A 15851-nucleotide genomic window follows, 5' to 3' on the forward strand; every position below is an offset into this window, starting at 1 on the left:
TGCACTGCCCGTTTGCCGGTACGCCGACCCTGGCCCGGGAGTCGACGCCCGTCTTGTCATGCGCAGCCCTCCCAAGGGGGCCATTTTGCAGGACGCATAGCTCGCGCCGCCAGTCAATGACGGCCTCGTCGGCAAAAAATACGGGCGAACCGGAACCCGCGGGACAAATACATCACAAAAGTTTGCTTAAAAGGCTGTCCTAAGTAAGTCTTACCTTTGCAACTAGCCGGAAACGCCGACCGAAGGAAGACCAGTGCCGCTGATGCCCCGCCTTGACGAGTTACACGTGGATGACCCCCGTAATCAACAGCAGGCCCCCGGCCAGGACTTCGGGTCCCGCGTAGAGCTCGCCCTGGGCGCCACAAACCATCTCTTCAACGCCCGCAACTCGCCCCGCTATGTGGCGCAGGTGCTGCAGGGCGTCACGGCCGTGGCCACCAAACTGGAACGCACCACCCGGCCGTTCACCGGCGTCGGGCCTTCCCAGATGAAAGCCCGGGTTGACGCGGTGGACCTCGCAACGCCCCTGCAGGACACAGCGGCGGCACTGCAGGAACTCGAAGACGTGTACCTGCGCGACGCCATCTACTTCCACGACGCGAAGTACGCAGCGCACCTCAACTGCCCCGTGGTCATTCCGGCGCTGGTGGGAGAAGCCATCCTGTCTGCCGTGAACTCATCGCTGGACACCTGGGACCAGAGCGCCGGTGCCACCATGATCGAACGCCGCCTCATCGACTGGGCAGCAGAGCGGCTGCACCTCGGGGATAACGCGGACGGCATCTTCACCTCCGGCGGCAGCCAGTCCAACCTCCAGGCCCTGCTGATCGCCCGCAACCACGCCGTGGCTGGCCTCCGCCAGGACCCGTCGAGAAGCAACCTCCGCCTTCCGGCGCTTCTGGACACGCTGCGGATCTTCACGTCCGAGGACAGCCATTTCAGTATCCAGAAGTCAGCCTCCATGCTGGGCCTGGGCTTCGACGCCGTCATCACCGTTCCCTGCACCCCCGACCACCGCATGGATCCTGCTGCCCTTGCCGAGGCCATGGCGGAAGCGCGCGACGCCGGCCTCTCACCCATGGCAGTTGTCGCCACCGCGGGAACCACCGACTTCGGCGCGGTTGACCCGCTCGCAGACCTCGCCGCCCTGGCCCGGGCCTACGGCGCCTGGTTCCACATCGATGCAGCATACGGCGGCGGCTTGATGGTGTCCGGCCGCTACCGCCACCTGCTGGACGGAACGCGCCTCGCGGACTCCGTCACCGTCGACTTCCACAAGACCTTCTTCCAGCCGGTCAGCTCGAGCGCCCTCCTGGTCCGCGAGTCGGCAATGCTGCGCCACATCACCTACTACGCCGACTACCTGAACCCGGAAAGTGCTGCGCTCGCCGAGATCCCCAACCAGGTGGACAAGAGCATCCAGACCACCCGCCGGTTCGACGCACTGAAGCTGTGGCTCACCCTGCGGATCATGGGTGCGGACGCGATCGGCGCCCTGTTCGACGAAGCCATCGACCTTGCCGCCCGCGTGGGCTCCCGCCTCGCCACCGAGGACGACTTCGAACTCGCCGCACGGCCGCAGCTCAGCACCCTGGTCTTCCGGTACCGGCCAAGGCTGGAAGGCGGCGGACGGCTCTCCGAAGACGCGGCTGACGCCCTCAACCCCGCCATCCGTGCCGCCGCCTTCGCCTCAGGCGAAGCAGTGGTTGCCGGGACCAAAGTGGGCGGCCGGCACTACCTGAAGTTCACGCTCCTCAACGCCGAGGCCACGCTGGAGGACATCGCCGGCATCATCGACCTCCTCCGCCGTACCGGCGCTGGGCTGCTGCAGAACGAGGTATCCGCATGAGCACCCCGGACAACCGCAGGATTTACGACTTTGCTGCCATCGGCGTCGGGCCTTTCAACCTGGGACTGGCCGCACTGAGCGAGCCGGTGGAGGGCGTGGACGGGATCTTCCTGGAACAGCGGGCGTCCTTTGACTGGCACCCCGGAATGATGCTGGAACCCGCCCACCTCCAGGTTCCCTTTATGGCCGACCTCGTCACCCTGGCAGACCCCACCTCGCCCTACTCGTTTTTGAACTTCCTCAAGCAGACGGGCAGGTTGTACCGCTTCTACATCCGGGAGAACTTCTACCCCCTGCGCGCGGAGTACAACCAGTATTGCCAGTGGGTGGCAGGGCAGCTGCCCTCCGTGCGTTTTGGCACAGCTGTGCTGGATGTCGTGCACGACGACGGCCTGTACCGGCTTTCCGTGTCCGGTCCCGAAGGGCCTGAGGTGCTGCTGGCGCGGCGGCTGGTGCTGGGCACCGGCACCTCCCCGTACGTGCCGGAGGCCGCGGCGGACATCGTTGCCGCTGCCGCAGCAGGACGCGGTGGCGTGGCCTTCCACAACGCGGACTACCTGGCGCGGAAGGCGGAACTGCAGCAGCACCGCAGCATCACCATCCTGGGCAGCGGCCAAAGCGCAGCCGAGATCTACTATGAACTGCTCCAGGAATCGGAGACGCACGGCTACCAGCTGAACTGGGTCACCCGCTCCGGCCGGTTCTTCCCGCTGGAATACACCAAACTGACCCTGGAGATGACCTCTCCCGAGTACGTTGACTACTTCCACAGCCTCCCTCCGCACCAGCGCGACCACCTCAACAAGACCCAGAAGAACCTCTACAAAGGCATTAACTCCGATCTCATCGACGCCATCTACGACTTGCTCTACACCAGGAGCATCTCCGGGATGGTGGACACGCAGCTGCTGACCCACTCGTCACTGACCGCTGCCCAGTGGGATCCGGAAACCGGTACCCACATCCTGCACCTCCAGCACGGCGAGCAAGGGACGTCCTACACGCTGGACAGCGAAGCCGTGGTGCTCGCCACCGGCTACGGTTACCAGGAACCTGGCTTCCTGGCCGGTATCCAGGACCGCATAGCCCGGGACAGCGCAGGAAGGTTCGCCGTGGACCGCAACTACAGCACCGGCGTCGAAGCGGGGGAGATTTTCGTCCAGAACGCCGAACTGCACACGCACGGATTCGTCACCCCGGACCTGGGAATGGGCGCGTACCGCAACTCCTGCATCCTCCGGGAAATCACCGGCCGCGAGGTCTACCCGGTGGAGCGCAGTATCGCCTTCCAGCAATTCGGGTCACCCGCCGGCATGGGCGCGCGCTCTGACGTTGAAACCAGGACAGGGGTGCCGGCATGAGGTTCACATTCCGCTGCCTCGACGCGAAGGCCGACGCGCCGCTCCTGCACAGCTGGGTGACCCAGCCGTACGCCTCGTTCTGGGGCATGCTGTCCGCCGGGGTTGACGACGTAGTGGCGGAATACGCCAAGATCCAGGCCAGCGGACACCACCACGCGCTGCTGGGGCTCGACGGCGGCGTCCCCGCCTTCCTGATGGAGGAGTACCTTCCCGCGTCATCGCCGCTGGCGGCGGTCTACCCCGTCCTGCCCGGCGACCTGGGGATGCATCTGCTGGTGGCGCCGCCGTCGGAAGGACCCCGGCCTGGTTACACCGCCGCCGTGATGGACGCCGTCCTTGACCGGCTCTTTGCCAAGCCCGGGGTGGACCGCATCGTGGTGGAACCTGATGCGCGGAACACGAAGATCCACGCCCTGAACGAACGGCTGGGCTTCCAGCCCGCCGGCGTCGTGACCCTTCCCGACAAGGACGCGCTGCTGAGCTTCTGCAGCCGCGACGACTACCTGGCCGCCCGCACCGCACTCGACACTCTTTCCAAACCCGTCCCACAGGGAGCCTCACTGTGACCATCCATCTCGACCCCGCCGCCCCCGCTGTCAGCGCCGGCCCACCCTCGTCGGCGAACGCTGCCGGCACCAACACTGCCGTACCGCACCTCACCGGCGACCGGTGGGACAACGCCAACCGGCACCTGCTCCGCAAGGCGCTCGCCGAGTTTTCGCACGAACGGATTATTGCCCCGGAGCGGTGTCCCGACGCCGGCGCCAACGGGGTTGCCGGCGCTGTTGCCGGGACCGGCAGCTACCGGGTGTGCAGCGACGACGGCACGCAGGAGTACCGGTTCACGGCCAGGGTCCTCGAACTCGACCACTGGTCCATCGACGCCGCTTCCATCCGCTGCTTCCAGGACGGCGCCGAAATGCCGCTGGACGTGCTGGACTTCATCACGGCTTTCCACCGCACCTTGGGCATCAACCTCCAGATGCTCCCGGTGTATCTCGAGGAGGTCAGCAGCACCCTGGCAAGCCATGCCTACAAGCAGTGGGCCGGCCAGCCGTCGGCCGCCGAACTCGCGGCCGGAGTTACCGGCGGCGTGGACCGGGCCGCCGACTTCCAGGCCATTGAGCGGAGCATGACAGAGGGGCATCCGTGCTTTGTTGCCAACAATGGACGCCTGGGCTTCGGGATCGGTGACTACCGGGCGTTCGCTCCCGAGACCGGCGCCCCGGTCCAGCTGGAGTGGATCGCCGTCCACCGCAGCCACGCCGTTTTCACATTCTCTGCCGGGCTGGACTACCGGGCCCACCTGGACGCCGAGCTCGGGCCCTTGTTGGGCAGTTTCGACGCCGAACTGCAGGTCCAGGGGCTGGACCCGGACCAGTACTTCCTGATGCCCGTGCATCCGTGGCAGTGGGAGAACAAGCTCACTGTCACGTTCGCGGCGGAAATCGCCCGGCAGCGCATCGTCCAGCTGGGCACCGGCACGGACATCTACCAGGCGCAGCAATCGATCCGGACGTTCTTCAACGCCAGCGCGCCGGCGCGCCACTACGTCAAGACCGCCATGTCCGTACTGAATATGGGGTTCATGCGCGGCCTGTCGCCGCAGTACATGAAGGCCACGCCGGCCATCAACGACTGGCTGCGGAACCTGATCGAGTCGGACGGTGCACTCCAGGCACGCGGTTTCACCATGATCGGTGAAACCGCCGCCATCGGTTACCACAACAGGAACTACGAGGCCGGGTCCGCGAACGGTTCGCCCTACCGGAAGATGCTCTCGGCGCTGTGGCGCGAGAGCCCGCTGCCGCTCTTGAAGGACGGGCAGCAGCTGGCCACCATGGCGTACCTCCTGCACGTGGATGCCGAGGGCAGGCCGATGGCCTCAGCCCTTATCGAGCGTTCCGGACTGGCCGCGCAGGACTGGTTGCGGCACTACTTCGAGGCCTACCTGGTTCCACTGGTGCACTGCCTGTACCAGTACGAACTGGCGTTTATGCCGCACGGCGAGAACGTGATCCTTGTCCTCGAGGACGGGGTGCCGGTCCGCGCCATCATGAAGGACATCGCCGAGGAAATTGTGGTGATGGGCGACAGGCTGGACCTGCCCGAAGAGGTGTCGCGGATCAAGGCAGCCATCCCGGACGGCGAGAAGGTGCTGGCCATCTTCACGGACATCTTCGACTGCATCTTCCGCTTCCTGGCTGCGCTCCTGGCAGAGGACGGCAAGCTCAGCCAGGAGGAGTTCTGGCGGACGGCCGCCGCCGCCATCCAGGACTACCAGGCCCAGCACCCCGAACTCGCAGACCAGTTCGCCCGGCATGACCTCTTCGCGCCGGACTTTGAACTGTCCTGCCTCAACAGGCTCCAGTTGCGCAACAACCAGCACATGCTGGATCTGGCAGACCCATCCGGTGGCCTGCAGATGGCCGGGCGCCTGGTGAACCCGCTGGCGAGGTTCGCCGGAAAATAGCACCGGGAACGGCAAGGCCGGAGAATGCAGCCGGGACACTGCAGCCACAAGCCATCAGGTGATCGTTAGGCTTGCAGCATGACTGCAGACTCCTCCGGAACAACAGCCCTGATCACCGGTGCCAGTGCAGGACTGGGCTCCGAATTCGCGCGCCAGCTTGCCGCCCAGGGCTGCAACCTGGTGCTGGTGGCGCGGAACCGGGCCCGCCTCGAGGAAACCGCGGCGGGCCTGGAACGGCGTTACGGGATCACGGCTGAGGTGCTGCCCGCCGACCTGACCGACGACGCCGGCGTGGCAGCCGTCGTCGGACGCCTATCCGATCCGCAGCGGCCGGTGGGCATCCTGGTCAACAACGCCGGGATCGGGTTGCTGCACAACTTCGAGGACAACCCCATCTCGGAGGAGAAAAAGCACCTGAAGCTGCACGGCGAGACGGCCATGGAGCTCACCCATGCTGCGCTGAAAGGCATGCTGGAACGCGGCGGTGGCCGGATCATCAATGTGGCCAGCATCGCCGCTTTCCTCCCGCGCGGAACCTACTCCGCGGCCAAGGCGTGGCTGGTCAGCTTCAGCCGGTGGGCGAACCTTGCCTACCGCCAGCGGGGCATTAAGGTCACCGCCGTATGCCCTGGCTTTACGCATACGGAGTTCCACGACCGGATGGGCATGGACAAGTCCGTAGCGCCGTCGTGGGCCTGGCTGCACGCGGACCGGGTGGTGCGGGACGGCCTGGCGGACAACGAGCGGGGCAAGGCGGTTTCCATCCCGTCCAAGCGGTACAAGACAGTGGCGGCGGTAGCCAGGCTGGCGCCGGCAAAGCTAGTGGCGGGCCCGCCGCGTAAGCCGAAATAGGGGCCCGAGCCCAAGCAATGCCCGCGGGCTGCGGGTCCCGGACCGACGGACAGCCACCACCACCGCGATGCCCACCAGTGCTCCTGCCAGCGTCTCGACGCCGTGCTCCAGGATCAGCACGGCGGGGTCGATGGGCGCGGCGAGCTGGGTAATCAGCAGGATGACCGGCGTAAAGGAAACCATGGCCAGGCCGTAGTGGCGGGCCATAAACAGCTCGGTAGTGAACTGGAAGAGAATCACCAGGAGGGCAAGCATCACGGCCTGCCGGCCCGGGAACAGCCCGGCCAGGGACCAGGGGCCGGGGAGGATAACGACGGCGGTGACCGCCAGACCGAGGAATGTCCCCACGATGCGGTGGATTCCGCGCCGGACGCTGCTGGGGAGGTCGGCCCCGGCGAGGGGTACCGCCGCGGCGGCCATGGCCCAGTGCGGGTGGTCGCTGCCGGACAGGACGCCGACGGTGCCGGCAGCGCCTACCGCCAAAACGTACCGGGCAGCGTGTACCAACAACTCACCCCGGCCGGCGGGGTGCACCCCGGGAACGTTCCGGACGGCGCCCCGCTGCCAGGACCTGCTTCGGATCCAGCCCCCGAAACCTACCAGTGTGGAGAAGGCGGCGGACCCTGCGGCGATGAGGAAGGCCACCTGCCAGGGAACCGCCGGAGGTACCGAGGCGCAGGCCCCCAGTGCGAGGATGCCAAAGAAGGGCCCGTTGGGCTTGAGCCGCACCCGGTCGGCAAAGACTGACCCCACGCCGGCCAGCACCGCTTCGACGGCGACGAGCCACCAGGAGTGAAGGTGGTTGACGGACAGGAACAAGCCTGCCGCAACGCCCCCGAGCAGTACTACAGCCGCCTGGCACTGGTGCCGGAACCGGAGCTGGTGGGGCTCGGAGCGCCCGTACATGCCCGTCAGCGCACCGAAGACGGCGTACATGATGAGATCTGTGCGGCCGGCGGCCAGGAGCAGCAGCGAGGGAACTGCAACGCTGATGGCTACCCGCAGGGCTGCCAAGTGGTCGCGGTTGGCGGGTTCCAGCCGGTGAAGGGCGCGCACCTGCTCCATCAGAAGCTTCATGCGGCACCTTCCCTGCTTGTTTCCAAATCCCTTCCGGGCCTCTCGGAACGTATCATCGGCTGCGGGGCCCAGGCCATTTCCCACGGCGCCACGGGACACAAATGGACATCGTCGCGGAAGTGTTGGCGCCGACGGCGAAGGCCCGCCCTGCGCAGCTTCCGCGGAAGCTGCGCAGGGCGGGCCCTGGAGCGTTGCTACAAGCTCTGCCGGGTGGGGGAGTGCCCGGGGTGGCATCCCCGGCCGGGTGCTGCCTGGCTAAACCCGGGCGGGAGCCTTGTCGGCTGCACTCGAATCCGCGATGTCCTGGGTTTCGAACGGGAGCTCGTCCAGGTCGATCAGCGGGTTCTCGTCCTGGGTGGCTACCAGTTCGCGGGCCTCTGCCTGGGTGTCCACGCTTGGCATGGAACCCGGCAGCGGGCGCTGGGCGGATTCCTTCAGGAAGTAGATCGCCACGGCGCCAATCAAGGAGGTGCCCATCAGGTAGTAGGCGGGCATCATGTCGTCGCCGGTCGCGGTGATGAGGGCCGCAACGATGAACGGGGTGGTGCCCCCGAAGATGGCCACGGCGAAGTTGTAGGCAATGCCCATGGCGCCGTACCTGTTGGCTGTCGGGAACTGCGCCGGCAGCGCCGAGGCGAGGTTCGCAACATAGAACGTCACCGGGAAGGCGATCAGCGAAAGGCCGGCCAGCGTGGACCAGACCTCGCCGATGCCGATCAGCAGGAACGCCGGGGTCGCCAGCACCACGGTGCTGATGGCACCGATCCAAAGCACAGGGCGGCGGCCGATCCGGTCAGACAGCTTTCCGGTCAGGGGAATGCAGAGGCTCATGATGACCAGCACGGGGATGGTCAACAGCGTTCCGTGCACGGGGTCGTAGCCCTTGGACTCAGTGAGGTATGTCGGCATGTAGGACGTCAGTGCGTAGCCGGCGGTGTTGGCGGCGGCAACAAGGATCATGGCCACGATAAGCGAGCGCCAGTAGGCCTTCACGATTCCCACAGGACCCTTGGCGGCGTCGGTGTCAGCTGCGGCCGCGTGCTGGCCGAGGGACTCCTGGGCGTCCAGGGTTGCCTGGAACTGGGGGGATTCCTCGATCTTGTTCCGGAAGTAGATGGCGATCAGGCCCAGCGGACCAGCGATCAGGAACGGAATGCGCCAGCCCCATTCCTCCATGGCGGCCTGGCCCAGGGTCAGCTGCAGGACAGAAACCAGAGCGGCACCCAGGGCGAAGCCCAGGTAGCTGCCCATGTCCAGGAAGCTTGCAAAGAACCCGCGGCGCTTATCGGGAGCGTACTCGCTCACGAATGTCGTGGCGCCGGCGTATTCGCCGCCGGTGGAGAAGCCCTGCACGAGCTTGAGGATCACCAGCAGCGCAGCGGCCCAGATCCCGATCTGCGCGTAGCCGGGCAGCAGTCCGACGGCGAACGTGCTTGCCGCCATGAGCATCAGTGTTGCGGCGAGTACTTTTTGCCGCCCCACCTTGTCGCCGAGCCAGCCGAACACAACGCCGCCGAGGGGGCGGGCAATGAAGGTGGCAGCGAACGTTCCCAGCAGGAACAGCGTCTGGACGGACTTGTCGGCCTCGGGGAGGAAAACTGGCCCCATGGTGGTGATCAGGTAACCGAATACGCCGACGTCGAACCATTCCATGGTGTTACCCACGATGGTCCCGCCGAGTGCTTTCTTCAGCATGGGCTGGTCGACAACATTCACGTCCGACTCCTTGAGTCGGCGGCGCTTCATTATTTTTGGCTTGCGTGGTCCCCTGGCAGCCGCGGGTGCGGCGCCGGGGGGTGTAGCTTGGTTGGTTCCGGAGGCGTTGTATACGCCTGCGGAAGAGTCGGTGATGCTTCGGTCTGTGGGCATTTGGGCAACTCCCGTGGAGGTCATTTGCTTGCGACTTGTAGCTGCCCCGCTCCGGGCAGGCCTTCAATTTTACGCGAATGCCATGGCGCCTGCTCCCTTTATGCCGTAGGATCACCCCTTTTCGGGGGTTTTCGTGCCGGTTCCTTACGGTTTCTTTCCCGGCTTTTCCCGCGCCGTTATAGGAATCTGCGGGGTCGTGCACCCTCCTCACCGAATTTTTTTCGCTGTCGGCTCCCATTGCCGTCATTTTGCACGCTTCATACGCGAAAAAGTGACGCCGCCCACTGCTTCCGCAGCCCTCCTCCAAGATCCGGCAGTGCCGCCGTCGTCCTTTTCCTTCCACCCCTCCTGAGGGGGTTCACAGGTGCCCGGCGCTTCCCTAAGGTTGTGCCATGGGAACACTTTCTTTTAGGTAGCGGACGCCTGCGGCCAGGTATGGCCGGCCGCTCCGACAGTCACAAAAGGCCCTGGCTGGCCTCGATTGGTTGCACTTCATTTCATTGCGTTGCTCATTTCATTGCGTTGCGGGAAAGGAAGAACACATGGCTGACGAAAACAACAAGCACATCGCGCCGGAGCTGGCGAGCCACCTGGCGGAGGCAATGGATGCCTCCGCCATGCCTGGCGCCCCGGCCCCACTGTCTCCCCTGGGAGCAAGCGGGCAGCAAAGGTGGCCCGATGGCAACGGGAAACGGCGGCATCCCAAGGAACGCGGTTCCGGCCACGGACGGATGGGGCAGGGGGCTGCCGTCACGGCGGTCCACCGCACCAGCCGGCCACAGATGCCGCACTCGTCCTGAGGACACTGAGAAAATTAACGCCGTAAGACCGTAAAGGAATGGGGACACCGGAAATCCGGTGTCCCCATTCGTTTGCCGGCCGTGGGGCCCTTAGTCCGGCATTCGCCCTCGATTTAGGTTCACTCCATTCCTGCCACAGGGCCCCACCCGCCATGGATCAGAGGTTGGCCGCCTTGGCGAGCAGAACGGCCTTTTGTTGTTCGTTGGCGGTGAGTGCGGCCGCCTGCAGCAGTTCGGCTTTGGCCTCGCCGGTTCTCCCAAGTTTGGTGAGCAACTCTCCCCGGATGCTGGGGAGCAGGTGGGAGCGGCGGAGGGCGCCCTCAGCAACAAGGCGGTCCACGATCTTCAGGGCGGCGGCAGGTCCGGTGGCCATGGAAACCGCAACGGCGTGGTTGAGTTCGACGACGGGGCTTGGTGCCAGGCGGCCCAGGGCTTCATAGAGCAGCACGATCTTGTTCCAGTCGGTTTCTTCGACACTGCCGGCGGTTGCATGGCATTGAGCGATGGCAGCCTGCAGGCAGTAGTTTCCCCTTCCGCGGCCGAGCGCGTCGGCACGGGCCAGGGATGCAACGCCACGGCCGATCTGTGTCCTGTCCCAGCGTGACCTGTCCTGGTCAGCAAGCAGAATTGGGCTGCCGTCGCGGTTGACGCGCGCGGCGAACCGGGACGCCTGGAACTCCATCAGCGCAACGAGTCCGTGGACTTCGGGCTCCCGCGGCAGCAGGCCGGCGAGCACGCGGCCAAGGCGCAGTGCTTCGTTGGCCACTTCGGTCCGGATCCACCGGTCGCCGGTTGTGGCGGCATAGCCTTCGGTGAAGATGAGGTACAGCACGGCCAGTACCGCGCCCAGGCGGGCGTTCCACTCGTTGGGGTCGGGGGTGTCAAAGGGCACCTGCGCGGCGGACAGGGTTTTCTTTGCCCGTACGATGCGTTGCTGGACGGTGGCGACGGGAACGAGCAGCATTCGTGCGATCTCCTCGGTGGTCAGGCCACCAACGGTTCGCAGCGTCAAGGCGACCTGCCCCTCGCGGGAGAGCACGGGGTGGCAGGCGATGAAGACGAGCCGGAGCACGTCATCGGGGATCGGCTGCCATTGGTCCTCGGTCATCTCCCTGAGGTCGTGGGCAATGGTCCGGTAGCGCTCGTCTAGCCGCTCCCGGCGGCGCCAGGCGTCTACGGCCTTGCGTTTGGCCACGGCCGTGAGCCAGGCGCCCGGGTTATCCGGGACGCCCGACCCGGGCCATTGCGTCAGGGCGTCGAGCAGGGCTTCTTGAGCAAGGTCTTCCGCCAGGCCGACGTCGCCAGTCACCTTGGCTAGCGTGGCGACGATCCGCGCGCTTTCGATCCGCCACACGGCGTCCAGCGTGCGCTGGATCGCCGGCGTGGGCAGGTCCTTGTCTGCCATGCGGCTAGGGCTGGTTGAGTTCCTCGCGCCAGCCGGCTTCCTTTTGCAGGAACTCGTTGTCCGAGAAGTCCTCGAAGTCGCTCATATCGGTCACGCGGCGGACTTCAAGCTTGTTGCCCGGGCCCAGGGGGCAGCGGCTGGCCCACTGGACCGCCTCTTCCTTGCTGGCGGTCTGGATGATCCAGAATCCGTTGAACAGTTCGTGGGTTTCCCCGTACGGGCCGTCGGTAACAATGGGGTTCTCGCCCGAAAAGTCGACAACGAAAGCTTCGCTCATATCGTCGGCGAGCCCTTCACCGGCGAGTAGCACCCCGGCCTTCATGAGGGATTCGTTGTAGGCGCCCATCGCGTTGATAATCTGTTCGATGTCCGCCGTTTCGTAGGCCTTCTTGGCCTCGTCCGTAGCGCGCATAATCAGCATGAACTTCATGGTTCTTCTCCTTCGTATTGAGGACGCCTCGTTCGTCCTTCTACTATCGCGTCGAACGGGCAGGGAGCGGATCGACATGACGAGAAGAATTTTTATTCAAAGTTGCTTAATGGCCAAAGTATTTCTGACCAGGAGCCCTTAGCGTGCCTGCGGTGCTGAGTATCGGGGTGAACCGCTGGACTGGCGGGGTATCAGGGTGGGCAGGGATTTCCGGATCCTGGGTTCCTTGCCCGGGTTCACGATGAGGTCAATCGCATTGCCCGCAATCTGGTCCAGGGGCACCCGCACGGACGAGAGTGGGGTTGAAAGGCGGGAGGCGAGGGGTATGTCGTTGTAGCCGACCAGGGCAAGGTCTTCTCCCACGGTGATACCGAGGCGGTGGGCGGCGGCGATAACCCCCATGGCCAGGTTGTCGTTGGCGGCAAACACCGCGCTGGGTCGTTTTCCGGAGTCGTCGGCCAGCAAAGCTTCCGCGGCGGAGAACCCGCTTTCCATGCCATAGCCGGCGGCAATCAGCCAGTCTTCCCTGGCATGGATGCCTGCACCCTCGAGGGCTTTGCGGGCACCGGCGAGGCGGGCCATCCCGGTAGAGGTAAAGACCGGCCCGGTCACCACCCCGATGTCACGGTGCCCGAGATCGATCAGATGCCGGACGGCCAGGTATCCGCCCACCTCATCGTCACCAAGAGCCGAGGGGCTGACCCCGTCGGTGCGAAGGACGAGCGCGTGCGCCACACCCCGTTCACGCAGGTGTTTGGGTAAATCGTCGTCGATTCGGGCAGTGGCCAGGATCAGCCCGTCGACATTGCGGTCCAGGAGTGTCTCCGCTGCCCGGCGTTCGTCGTCGGGGTCATCGCCGCTGGTGGCCACCATGGCAAAGTACCCGCGGTCGGCCGCCGCCCGCTCGAGTTCCTCAAACATCAGGGCCATTACCGTGTCGCTGAGCCGCGGCACGAGCACGCCGAGGGTTCGGGTCTCACCTCGGCGCAGGTTGGAGGCGAAGGAGTTCCGGCGATAGCCCAGCTCCTCGGCTATTTTCCGGACATGGGCGGCCGCCGCTGAACGGGAAGTGGTGCGTTCGTCGAGGGCGCGGCTAGCCGTTGAGATGCTCACGCCGCTGGCCGCGGCGACGTCTTTGAGGGTGACGATCGTACCGGGGACGGCCGGTTCCATGCTGGTTCTCCTCTTCAACAGGGGCGTACCAGACACTCTATTCCTCCTTTTTGCAAACGTTCCCTTGACAGTGAGGTGGGACACGTTGCAATATTGAAAACGTTCCCGCAAACGTTTTCATCTGAAGAGAAAGCACCGGCGGGACTACCGACCATCAATGAAGACAAGAAGGTAGCTGCAATGACACTCGATCTCCGCGGACTCAGCCCCGCACCTGTCACCCCGTTCACCGAAGATGGCGCTGTCGACTTCGCTGCGATCCAGCGTCTGGGTTCGTGGCTCGGATCGATCGAGGGCGTGAAGAGCCTCGTCGTCCTGGGGCACGCCGGCGAAGGCACGTTCCTTACCGAAGAGGAGCAGCTGGATGTTATCCGCGCGTTCGTGGCGTCGACCGACGGCCGTGTGCCGGTCGTGGCGGGCATCACGAAGGAGGGCAACAAGACCGCGGCCCTCGAGGCCAAGAAGGCTGTCGAGGCCGGCGCGTCAGCTGGTCTCGTCTACCCCTCGCACGGGTGGCTGCGCTTCGGATACCAGAATGGCGCGCCGCAGTCGCGCTACCAGGAGATCTATGAAGAGTCCGGCCTGCCGCTGATCCTGTTTCAGTACCCCGACAACACCAAGGCGACCTACGACCTCGACACTCAGCTGGAGATCGCCGGCCAGGAGGGCGTCTTTGCCACGAAGAACGGGGTCCGGAACATGCGCCGGTGGTACACCGAGATCCCCGCACTGCGCGCCGCGTACCCCGAGCTGCAGGTGCTGTCCTGCCATGACGAGTACCTGCTGCCGACAATGTTCGATGTCGACGGTCTGCTCGTCGGCTACGGCAACATCGCCCCCGAACTGCTCGTCGAACTCATCGAGGCCGGCAAGGCGCAGGACTACCCGCGTGCCCACGCCATTCATGAGCGGCTGCTCCCGGTGACCAAGAACGTATACCACCGCGGGTCCCACATGGAGGGCACCGTCGCCTTGAAGTGGGGCCTCGTGAACCGCGGCATTCTGGACCACGCCACAGTGCGCACCCCGCTCCTGCCCCTGCCGGAAGGCGCCGATACCGAAATTGCGGAAGCCTTCGCCGCCGCAAACATCGGCAAGGTCACCACCACCGCTGCCGTCTGACCCCACCCATCACGGGTCCTCACGGGTGGCGGGCCCTTGGCCCGCCACCCGTGCCCCAGCTTTTACTCTCCGTCCCAGGGCCAATGACGCCCCCAGCAGTGTCGCTGTATAAGGAGGACTCGCCGATGCGCGAGCAGAATAAGACCATCACCCACCCCGGAACCACGGAAGACCAGATGGCAACCCAGCAAGGAAACCCGACCCAAGGCACCACAAAGAAGCACCGGACTTTCCTGGGCTACCTTGCCCTCATGGGGCCGGCCTTCGTCGTCGGAGCCTGGCAGTTTGGCCCCGGCAACCTCACCACCGCCGTGCAGGCCGGCAGCCGGTTCGACTACAGCCTCGTGTGGGTCATCGCCATCTCCACCATCCTGATGATCTTCTTCACCGACATGAGCGTCAGGCTCGGCATTGCAACGCCAACCTCCCTGATCACGTCCATCAAGGACCACCTCGGCAAATGGGTGGGCGTCCTGGCAGGCTTCGGCGTCTTCGGCATCACACTGATGTTCTCCGTCGGCAACGCCGTCGGATCCGGACTGGGACTTTCCCTTATTTTCGGCGGCTCCCCAGTCCTCTGGACCGTCGTCTGCACCATCGCCGTCGGCATCGTCCTGGCCTTCAAAAACGTCTACGGCATCGTCGAAAAAGCCCTCCTGGTCATCGTTGTCCTGATGGGCATCGCCTTCATCGCCAGCACCGTCGTCGCCCAGCCCGACTGGTACCGGTCCCTCGAGGGCATGGTCCCGCAGCTGCCAGCCGGGAGCGAGATCCTCATCATTGCCCTCGTGGGCACCAACTTCTCCATCAACGCCGCCTTCTACACCTCCTACGGCATCAAAGAACACCGCCGCACCCGCGCCGACTACCGCGACATCACCCTCGTCGACACCATCCCCGGCATCGTCGCCCCCGGCATCATGACGGCCCTGGTCATCATGGTCGCCGCAGCCGTACTCGGTAAAACCGGAGCCGAGGCCGGGACCATCAACGCCCTGGCCTCCATTTTCACCCCGCTGGCAGGCCCCGTCGGCGCGATGCTCTTTGCACTCGGCCTTTCCGGAGCCGCGTTCTCCTCCATGATCGCCAACGCCACCGCCGGCGGCACCATGCTCTCCGACGCCGTCGGACGCGGCGCCAAGGCAGGGTCCCCTGCAGCACGCATCTTCACCGCAATGATCCTGGCCTTCGGCCTGATCATTACCCTCTCATTCCAGTCTTCCCCCGTCGGCCTGATCGTCATCGCCCAGTCCCTGACTGTCCTCATCGCACCCCTGCTCGGAGTCTTGATCGTCACCATGGCCAACAAAACCGCCGTCATGGGAGACCTTCGCAACAAATGGTGGCAGAACCTCTTCGGAGCCATCGGCCTCATCGCCATCTTCGCCCTGTCCTTCCGGCTCATCACCACCCTGATCGGCTAACAACCCCCACCAAGCC

Annotated in this window: 13 protein-coding genes; 8 read left to right on the plus strand and 5 right to left on the minus strand. The window is 65.2% G+C overall.

The window, feature by feature from the left end; genetic code table 11:
• Positions 1 to 262 precede the first annotated feature (262 nt).
• The 5 genes from M1D93_RS02820 (at position 263) to M1D93_RS02840 (ending at position 6535) form a co-directional block, all read left to right on the plus strand.
• On the plus strand, positions 263 to 1849 hold the full coding sequence (locus M1D93_RS02820) for a pyridoxal phosphate-dependent decarboxylase family protein (protein WP_461175099.1): 1587 nt from the start codon (positions 263 to 265) through the stop codon (positions 1847 to 1849).
• Entirely contained in the window at positions 1846 to 3210 is a 1365-nt protein-coding gene (locus M1D93_RS02825; RefSeq protein ID WP_461173683.1) for a lysine N(6)-hydroxylase/L-ornithine N(5)-oxygenase family protein, read from the plus strand. The genes M1D93_RS02820 and M1D93_RS02825 overlap by 4 nt, the downstream gene beginning before the upstream one ends.
• Positions 3207 to 3776 carry a GNAT family N-acetyltransferase gene (locus tag M1D93_RS02830; protein WP_461173684.1) on the plus strand — a complete coding sequence of 190 codons (570 nt, stop codon included), beginning with the start codon at positions 3207 to 3209 and terminating at the stop codon, positions 3774 to 3776. Before M1D93_RS02825 ends, M1D93_RS02830 begins: the two co-directional genes overlap by 4 nt.
• The gene (locus tag M1D93_RS02835; protein WP_461173685.1) at positions 3773 to 5683 is read left to right on the plus strand and encodes an IucA/IucC family protein; all 1911 of its coding nucleotides are present in this window, start codon (positions 3773 to 3775) and stop codon (positions 5681 to 5683) included. The genes M1D93_RS02830 and M1D93_RS02835 overlap by 4 nt, the downstream gene beginning before the upstream one ends.
• Positions 5684 to 5761: 78 nt before the next feature.
• The gene (locus tag M1D93_RS02840; RefSeq protein WP_461173686.1) at positions 5762 to 6535 is read left to right on the plus strand and encodes an SDR family NAD(P)-dependent oxidoreductase; all 774 of its coding nucleotides are present in this window, start codon (positions 5762 to 5764) and stop codon (positions 6533 to 6535) included.
• Here the strand turns inward: M1D93_RS02840 and M1D93_RS02845 are convergent.
• Both M1D93_RS02845 and M1D93_RS02850 read right to left on the minus strand, forming a co-directional pair.
• Complete coding sequence (locus M1D93_RS02845; protein WP_461173687.1) at positions 6503 to 7612, minus strand: FUSC family protein; 1110 nt, start codon at positions 7610 to 7612, stop codon at positions 6503 to 6505. The two genes, M1D93_RS02840 and M1D93_RS02845, sit on opposite strands and share 33 nt — an antisense overlap.
• A gap of 255 nt (positions 7613 to 7867) precedes the next feature.
• Positions 7868 to 9481 carry an MFS transporter gene (locus M1D93_RS02850; RefSeq protein ID WP_461173688.1) on the minus strand — a complete coding sequence of 538 codons (1614 nt, stop codon included), beginning with the start codon at positions 9479 to 9481 and terminating at the stop codon, positions 7868 to 7870.
• Positions 9482 to 10023: 542 nt separating this feature from the next.
• Here M1D93_RS02850 and M1D93_RS02855 point away from each other — a divergent pair.
• Positions 10024 to 10281: a hypothetical protein gene (locus tag M1D93_RS02855; RefSeq protein ID WP_461173689.1), complete on the plus strand. Its 258-nt coding sequence runs from the start codon at positions 10024 to 10026 to the stop codon at positions 10279 to 10281.
• Positions 10282 to 10438: 157 nt separating this feature from the next.
• Here the strand turns inward: M1D93_RS02855 and M1D93_RS02860 are convergent, their stop codons facing one another.
• The 3 genes from M1D93_RS02860 to M1D93_RS02870 form a co-directional block, all read right to left on the minus strand.
• A complete protein-coding gene (locus M1D93_RS02860; RefSeq protein WP_461173690.1) occupies positions 10439 to 11686 on the minus strand; it encodes an RNA polymerase sigma factor in 1248 nt (415 codons plus the stop codon).
• A gap of 4 nt (positions 11687 to 11690) precedes the next feature.
• Entirely contained in the window at positions 11691 to 12116 is a 426-nt protein-coding gene (locus M1D93_RS02865; RefSeq protein WP_461173691.1) for a YciI family protein, read from the minus strand.
• A 138-nt stretch (positions 12117 to 12254) separates the two neighbouring features.
• Positions 12255 to 13289 carry a LacI family DNA-binding transcriptional regulator gene (locus tag M1D93_RS02870; protein WP_461173692.1) on the minus strand — a complete coding sequence of 345 codons (1035 nt, stop codon included), beginning with the start codon at positions 13287 to 13289 and terminating at the stop codon, positions 12255 to 12257.
• 180 nt (positions 13290 to 13469) lie between these two features.
• On the opposite strand from M1D93_RS02870, the gene M1D93_RS02875 reads away from it, so the two are divergent.
• Positions 13470 to 14411 (plus strand): dihydrodipicolinate synthase family protein, encoded by a 942-nt coding sequence (locus M1D93_RS02875; protein ID WP_461173693.1) that lies wholly within the window; start codon positions 13470 to 13472, stop codon positions 14409 to 14411.
• A 125-nt stretch (positions 14412 to 14536) separates the two neighbouring features.
• Positions 14537 to 15835, plus strand: coding sequence for an Nramp family divalent metal transporter (locus tag M1D93_RS02880; protein WP_461173694.1), 1299 nt, complete (start codon positions 14537 to 14539; stop codon positions 15833 to 15835).
• The last annotated feature ends 16 nt before the right edge of the window (positions 15836 to 15851 follow it).

This window comes from Arthrobacter sp. Z1-9 (genome assembly GCF_054792695.1).

Coding starts and splice junctions, on each gene's coding strand:
- M1D93_RS02820 (WP_461175099.1), top strand. CDS start 263: ATGCCCCGCCTTGACGAGTTACACGTGGATGACCCCCGTAATCAACAG.
- M1D93_RS02825 (WP_461173683.1), top strand. CDS start 1,846: ATGAGCACCCCGGACAACCGCAGGATTTACGACTTTGCTGCCATCGGC.
- M1D93_RS02830 (WP_461173684.1), top strand. CDS start 3,207: ATGAGGTTCACATTCCGCTGCCTCGACGCGAAGGCCGACGCGCCGCTC.
- M1D93_RS02840 (WP_461173686.1), top strand. CDS start 5,762: ATGACTGCAGACTCCTCCGGAACAACAGCCCTGATCACCGGTGCCAGT.
- M1D93_RS02845 (WP_461173687.1), bottom strand. CDS start 7,612: ATGAAGCTTCTGATGGAGCAGGTGCGCGCCCTTCACCGGCTGGAACCC.
- M1D93_RS02850 (WP_461173688.1), bottom strand. CDS start 9,481: ATGCCCACAGACCGAAGCATCACCGACTCTTCCGCAGGCGTATACAAC.
- M1D93_RS02855 (WP_461173689.1), top strand. CDS start 10,024: ATGGCTGACGAAAACAACAAGCACATCGCGCCGGAGCTGGCGAGCCAC.
- M1D93_RS02860 (WP_461173690.1), bottom strand. CDS start 11,686: ATGGCAGACAAGGACCTGCCCACGCCGGCGATCCAGCGCACGCTGGAC.
- M1D93_RS02865 (WP_461173691.1), bottom strand. CDS start 12,116: ATGAAGTTCATGCTGATTATGCGCGCTACGGACGAGGCCAAGAAGGCC.
- M1D93_RS02870 (WP_461173692.1), bottom strand. CDS start 13,289: ATGGAACCGGCCGTCCCCGGTACGATCGTCACCCTCAAAGACGTCGCC.
- M1D93_RS02875 (WP_461173693.1), top strand. CDS start 13,470: ATGACACTCGATCTCCGCGGACTCAGCCCCGCACCTGTCACCCCGTTC.
- M1D93_RS02880 (WP_461173694.1), top strand. CDS start 14,537: ATGCGCGAGCAGAATAAGACCATCACCCACCCCGGAACCACGGAAGAC.